The sequence below is a fragment of the Desulfogranum marinum genome (assembly GCF_016918565.1).
GTDB classification, from domain to species: Bacteria; Desulfobacterota; Desulfobulbia; order Desulfobulbales; family Desulfobulbaceae; genus Desulfogranum; species Desulfogranum marinum.
Genome location: NZ_JAFFQD010000088.1, coordinates 1 through 5,875 on the forward strand (window position 1 = coordinate 1; position 5,875 = coordinate 5,875).

Genomic DNA, 5,875 nt, shown 5'->3' on the forward strand with positions numbered 1-5,875 from the left:
GTCGTCCTTCCGACTAGGAAAATTACGGGGCTCAATCCCTTCAACCTTTCGGCTTACGGCCTATCTGCTCGCTATCCTACGCTTAAAACTTTATGTTACCATAAAGCCTCCAAGGACTCGCTACCCGGTGGTTGGCCAACCTTCCGGAACGGGATTCGCACCCGCTTGACTACACGACCTTGCCCGGCCGCACTCAACATCTTTCCACTAAGTATTGACTCCGCACCTCGCATCAGCCCCTTAGGCTGTGACAGAATCACACGAAGGACTTGCAAACCTTGGATGGTTATATGCATACCTAGACGATGATTGAACCACCCTAAGGTTACAATGTGACACTTGAAAATAATATGTAAGTTCAACAGGTTGCATCGTACTGCTTGGGGATTGAACTTTCAAGAGATTAGTTGGGAAAAACGGTGATGATGAATGACCTGTTGGCCTTCAGCAGAGGTGAGCAGGGGGGAGGGGTCTATAGAAACCAGATAAAGGAAGCGGGAGCAAGAACCAACAGAATCAACCCGAGGCAACCTGTACTACGGTTGTTTCTTTCCTCTATTGGCTTCTCTGTGTCCTCAAGAAGGATGCAGTCAAGAGCGTCATCTTCATCAAAGATGTTGTCATCGAAGTCGTTCATGGTTTGCCGCTCACTGAGGTGTAAAAACAATATTGAAATTTTACTGACGCTGCCGTCATTGCTGACGGTATCAGCTCTATCATGTATGTCGCCACGTCACTACCGCCAGCAAATTCATGATATTATTTTTCAACGCTGATTTCATGACGCTTCAACCAGTTGTACAGGTTGGGTACAGAGCTTCCATACTTCTTGGCAACAAAGGTTTTGGTGGAGCCATTATTCAGCAGAGCAATGATCTCATCTCTGTGCTTATCCAACTTGCTCTTGCCTGGTCCCTTCGTGGCCTTGACTTTTCGCATGCCGACAAGGTACAATTTTGTAATTCACCTTGTGCTGTCATCGCTTTGTAGCGGTTTACCTCAGTTTTCAAAATCACGGTGTGCAATTAATGGTGTGGACAAAACCGTCGGACTTGCCGAGGTTTCCGAAGGAATCGATAGTCAGGACTTCGGTTGACTTTTCGACGCTATCCCAAGAAGATGCAAGGTTCTTTCTTCGGCGATTCCTTCTTGAGGTCTATCAGAGGCGTGCGGCAAAACTGCGCGCGCCATCATCAATTTTTACTGAACTGCAGACAGAACTGCTTTCCCCTGAACCTGAGGTCGAGAAACTTGTCACTTTGATTCACACCGATCAGGATATCGACCAACGACTCAGGAAACTTGCAAATTCAGCGTATTACAGTGGGCTCAGCCCAGTGAAGAGTACCCGAAGTGCGCTTCTTCGAATCGGTCTCATCGAATTCCAGAAGGTCTTTATTACCGAAGAAATTCGGAGAATGTTTGTTGCAACCGACATCCGACTCCGTCAATCTGCGAGGCGACTCTGGGAGAATTCCTTGCGTTGTGCCAACTTGATGGAGAAGCTCTCAAAAATCTCCGCAAACATCGAGATCTTTCCTGGCGCAGCCTATTCTGCCGGACTAATACATGATATCGGCGCGCTCTATGGATTAGCAAGTGTTGACTACCTCCGGAGTTCAAGGACGATTACTGAATTCCCGAGCCAGGAGTTGATAGATGACGCTGTAATGTTTCTCCACTGCGAACGAGGTGAACAGCTCCTACGTGACTGGAGATTCAACATTGTCTATCAAGACGCCGCAAGGCACCATGAAAACGATGAAAAAATCTACTCGGAGCAGGTTCAAAATCGCCAGTCAATCGACATCCTTCGCCTTCTCACGCTTTCACTCTCCCTTCTGGGAAATAATCGGCAGCGTCCAAAACCGCTGCGTGAGTGCATTCATCTGCCTGCGTTTGAACAGCTTGGTATACGCTTGGAAAAACTTCCAGAGGTCTTTCGGCAGGTATAACCGGTACCTATCCTAAAATGGTCTTTTCGAAGTCCCAAAAAATTGCAGGTTTGTAAATTTGCCGTCATTGCTGACAATGGCGTCATAACACCGTCGGCACGTCAGCACCGTCGGTAAAATTTTAATACTCAATTACACAGTTGCCTTACACAAGGAATACCATCACCGTCTCCATCCATTTTGGTTCCAGGGCAGTTGCGCTGATAAAAGGTAGCTTCTTCGCAAGAAGTCATTTGGGAACAATGTGTTTTGCCAGAGCATGTATATCGTGATGGCTTTTTAGTGATTTTTGAAGTCCCTAGAATGTTGGAAGTAATTGAAGTTGATGGAAGTAGTGGAGCGCCAGATTGTATTCTGCTGTAGATAGTGCTACCGCCACCAATTACCAAGACCGCACAAATAACAAAGAGCTTCCAACTGCCTTCTGACCTTCGACTCTTGTTGTAGTTTTTAGGGCGAGAGACTGGCTTTTTTGTAACAGGTGCAGCTCCTTCAATCACTGCATCAAAGGCTTTGACCTTACCTTTGTTATCGGTTTGGACATGATAAAAAATGGTATCTCCGACTGTCGGTCTCCGAGGGATGTTTCTGTCAAATGCTGAAACGTGGATAAAGATATCCTGAGTGTCCTTTTCTTGAGCAATGAACCCAAATCCTTTGTCATCAAACCACTTTTTAAGTGTGCCTTTTAATCGAATAGATGCCAATTCCTTCCCTCTTCAAAAAATCAAGCCACAGCATTTTGTCACAGGCTTAATTTTGTATTCTAAATTTACTGTCATGGCTGACATGCTGTCAATAGGTGCGTCGCCATGACGCCACCGTCGGTAAAATGCCATGCTTATCATTTGCGGGTGGCTTCATACAGGCTCATGTAGGGATTATAAGAATACCTTCTTCTTCAAGAAAGGCTTTGGTTTTGCTACAGACCGGAGCCGTGGTTTTCAGGGCAAACATCGCCCTGGGCCGATACCCTTTAATCATATTGGCTTTCTCAAGGATGTTTTCTCCATCCTTCATAATGACCCTGCTCTTACGGTCAATGACTATGGCTATGGTGTCTTTATCAATTTGCTCAATGACTGTTTTGGATGGTAGGCCGAATTCAGATGGGGGTAACTTCATGTTAGCAGTAGAGTTTATTATGGGAGTGCATATTTATTAAGGACCATGAAAAGAGATGTTGAGTCTGGCTATTTGTCACCATTTATAGGAGATAGTTTGACTTTTAGCGCCTAACAGGTTGTTGAAAACCTCCTCAAAAGGAGCAGTATTGAACAAAATTGCTAAGCCTCACAATGTAACTCGCTGATTTTGCGTTGGCGAGAATCCGACAATTAGCCACTTTGGGTCGTAAATTTCTTTTTTCAACAACCTGCTAAAGGTGGCGTTTTGTTAGGTGTTACAATTAATTGTCTCGATAAAATTCCACCATACCCAAAAGCATGAATGCCCGCGTAAGAAGCGAAAAGAAAGTAGTGTAAGCAATCAATAATGGTATTTCGAAAAATAGCTTTAGAGGGTCATCACTGCCTAATCCAAATACATCATAAGCGTACTCACCATATATTTGGTGAATCGTCATATAAACCACAAGAGCAGCCATGCTAGCTCCTATTGAGACCCATGCCTGGCGTCGTGCGATGCGCGTACCTATCCCCATATACTCGTTCCGCCTTCCATATGTCGATAATACGACGAATAAGGTTATGACCGTGGAAACTGAAGTAATCAGTGGCGGAGAGAGATGGTTAAATACTCCGTCGGCCTCGTACGCCTGCAATGGGATTACTTTGAGGAGGGTGCTTGAAAGCGGAAAAAACACTGAGATCCCTGCAAGGAGACCCCATAATGTGCCAAGAAACGTGATAAATTCACGAAATTCTTTAAGAAAGACTGCCGCCTTTTTTGGAGATTCCAATTGCTTATCCTTCGCCTTTACTTTCAAAATTTCAGCGCCTGAGGGTTAGCGCCAAACAAGTTCGTAAGTAGTTTCTCTTTATCTACACATTGCTGGAAGTTCCATAATGTAGATTCAGGTAGCTAGGCTACATGCTAACCCTTTATCATTAATCTTCGACGGGATAAAAGGAAATCCATTATTATGATATGGTATCTTCTTTTCTGCCTAAGAAAGCTGTCTCTAAAGTAAACATATTTCCACTATATCTTGACTTTTGTCAGCTCAAAGAACTCTCTAATATTGCTTGTGAAATGACACAGAGCTATTGGTACCCCTTGACTGTCTCAAATAGGCAGTACCAAAAAATCCACAACAAAGCGGAACCACATCGTATCACACAATTTGTTATGTTAAATCAAACAGATGAGACTGTACCACCGCCTACCTTTAATTTCAAATTTATATTCGATGAATAGCAGGGCATATCCTTTGGCCATAGCACTAAAATTAGAGCCATTTTCGTTCTTTCAGGGTGCCTTTCTGGTGGGGATGCTACTCTGTGTCTTCTATGGCTATCATTCTGTTGAGTTAGAATAGTAGTAATAATATCATTGCTATACATTCAAGCACCAACCGCACCAATACCCATACCCCTCTCTATCCTCTATTCTATTGTTCATGGGATGGCAGTATTCATAAACCTGGTAGTCACCTTTCCCCTAAAAAACGGTAAACCTTCATTTTGCACACTATTGTAGGGATAGTGATACTGGTAGATAAGCCTGTTTTCTACTGGGATTGAATCCAGGGGCAGGAGCATATGCCTTATAGAGGGAAGCCGAGATTTTGAACGGTAGGGTTGGTGCAGGGAAAATGATGGTACAAGGTGAAGGGTGGTGATAGGATAATAATAATATTATTATCAGTAGCCTACGCTATCCATTGAAGAAGTCCAACAGGCTGGGTGTTTTGACAGCTTTGTTTGGTGCCGATTCCATTACCCACAGTAAGGGCTGAATCTTATAGAACAGCCCCCTCTAGACGATGTTCCACGACAGATGTTACTTCGCTGGTTTTACCACCTCAAATGCATCGACAGGGTCTTCAAAAGCAATCATTAAGACACAGGGAGCACCTGCTTGACAGAAAGCAGTATGAGGCAGCCTTGCGGGGCCGTAAGCATAAGTTCCTGGTTTCAGTGTTTCAGTAGCTTGATTGTCATAGGTAACTTCAAGTGTCCCAGATACTAATACCATTCTTTCCGGTGAAGTATGCCAGTGGTGGGGGATTTCAAAATTTCCAGGAACCTTAAAGAAAATATCAGTATTGTTTTCAGTTGGGGTTCCATGCAATACGGCTATTTCACATCCTTTTGGGATAAAGGATGGACACGGCCCCCACTGGAGCTCTTTATCTTCCCAAGTATAACTAACTGCCGGTTCACCAGCATGAGCAAAGAAGGGTATTGAAACAATTGTAAGCACAAGAAAGAAAGAGGAGATAGTTTTAAACGCATTGATATTTCTCACAATATGCATCAGGCGAGACCTCCCATAGTTTAAGTGATGGGTTAAGTGTGATGAAACACTATAAAGAATACTCCTAACCACATTGTAGGCCGTGTCAAACTTCGAGAGGTTAATGATGAGAAGAGTACCGTTTGGTGGGATTAGTGCTGGGCAGGGTACAGGGTAATAATAGTACTATTATTACTACTAGAACCCGTTATCCTGTTAATTTTAACGATAGACGCAGCAGATCGTTGCCCAGAAGTGAATATTTGAATCAGCTGTTAAATCGATTTAACAGATACGGGTAGCCAGCCAGGGCTTGGTTAGAAAGAAGTGGGGCAAGGTTAAGTTGCTGAAACAACAGACCATGAGAAACTTAACAGTTTGTATACGTAACAACCCTGTTTTTTCCTGTTGATTTAGATGGTTACCTACAGCTAATTTTTCTCATTATATCCTTGTAAGTCAAGATTTATCTCCGAACTGAGCGGAGTCAGAGGCCGCTT

7 protein-coding genes are annotated in these 5,875 nt (G+C 43.8%); 2 read left to right on the forward strand and 5 right to left on the reverse strand.

What is annotated here, in order from left to right; all coding sequences use genetic code 11:
- Positions 1-472: 472 nt before the first annotated feature.
- The gene (locus JWH17_RS22590; RefSeq protein ID WP_205224969.1) at positions 473-637 is read right to left on the reverse strand and encodes a hypothetical protein; all 165 of its coding nucleotides are present in this window, start codon (positions 635-637) and stop codon (positions 473-475) included.
- A gap of 143 nt (positions 638-780) precedes the next feature.
- Between JWH17_RS22590 and JWH17_RS22595 the strand changes: the two genes are divergently transcribed.
- Together JWH17_RS22595 and JWH17_RS22600 are read left to right on the forward strand one after the other, a co-directional pair.
- The gene (locus JWH17_RS22595) at positions 781-990 is read left to right on the forward strand and encodes a hypothetical protein (protein WP_205224970.1); all 210 of its coding nucleotides are present in this window, start codon (positions 781-783) and stop codon (positions 988-990) included.
- 38 nt (positions 991-1,028) lie between these two features.
- On the forward strand, positions 1,029-1,955 hold the full coding sequence (locus JWH17_RS22600; RefSeq protein ID WP_205224971.1) for an HDOD domain-containing protein: 927 nt from the start codon (positions 1,029-1,031) through the stop codon (positions 1,953-1,955).
- 128 nt (positions 1,956-2,083) lie between these two features.
- Here JWH17_RS22600 and JWH17_RS22605 read toward each other — a convergent pair whose 3' ends face one another.
- The 4 genes from JWH17_RS22605 to JWH17_RS22620 all read right to left on the reverse strand — a co-directional run bounded on the left by JWH17_RS22605 (position 2,084) and on the right by JWH17_RS22620 (position 5,396).
- Complete coding sequence (locus JWH17_RS22605; RefSeq protein ID WP_205224972.1) at positions 2,084-2,662, reverse strand: cold shock domain-containing protein; 579 nt, start codon at positions 2,660-2,662, stop codon at positions 2,084-2,086.
- Between the two features lie 163 nt (positions 2,663-2,825).
- The gene (locus tag JWH17_RS22610) at positions 2,826-3,080 is read right to left on the reverse strand and encodes a hypothetical protein (protein WP_205224973.1); all 255 of its coding nucleotides are present in this window, start codon (positions 3,078-3,080) and stop codon (positions 2,826-2,828) included.
- Positions 3,081-3,363: 283 nt separating this feature from the next.
- Positions 3,364-3,903 carry a hypothetical protein gene (locus tag JWH17_RS22615; protein WP_205224974.1) on the reverse strand — a complete coding sequence of 180 codons (540 nt, stop codon included), beginning with the start codon at positions 3,901-3,903 and terminating at the stop codon, positions 3,364-3,366.
- Between the two features lie 1,016 nt (positions 3,904-4,919).
- Entirely contained in the window at positions 4,920-5,396 is a 477-nt protein-coding gene (locus JWH17_RS22620; RefSeq protein WP_205224975.1) for a cupin domain-containing protein, read from the reverse strand.
- Between the last annotated feature and the right edge of the window lie 479 nt (positions 5,397-5,875).